Source organism: Hyphomonas sp. UBA3601, assembly GCF_002375605.1.
Taxonomy (GTDB): Bacteria; Pseudomonadota; Alphaproteobacteria; order Caulobacterales; family Hyphomonadaceae; genus Hyphomonas.
On the sequence record NZ_DFME01000072.1, the window covers coordinates 1,564 to 1,860 of the forward strand.

The following is a 297-nucleotide window of genomic DNA, read 5'->3' on the forward strand; positions in this document are numbered from 1 at the left end:
GTGGCTTGGTCCGTTCGCGACGTGCGATTCCTGCAAACCCGCCTTTCTTCGTGGACAGGCCAGCACCATTCCCTGCGGAGATCTCCTTGAGGTCTGCGCCGGCACAAAATGCCTTGCCGACGGCAGTGAGAATGCCGACCCAGACTTCCGGATCAGATTCCATTTGGTCGATCGCGGCTTCCATAGTGCTTGCCATTTCGGCGTTGATGGCGTTGCGTGCCTCGGGTCGGTTCATGGTGATGATCGCGACATTGCCTTGTTTCTTGTACTCGACGGGCATGAGTGTCCTCCTTTGAC

1 protein-coding gene is annotated in these 297 nt (G+C 57.6%); it reads right to left on the reverse strand.

Annotated elements, in window-relative coordinates; translation table 11 throughout:
• The coding region (locus B4F73_RS07420) for an enoyl-CoA hydratase-related protein (RefSeq protein ID WP_290482890.1) at positions 1-280 on the reverse strand (280 nt) is incomplete at its 3' end.
• Positions 281-297 lie beyond the last annotated feature (17 nt).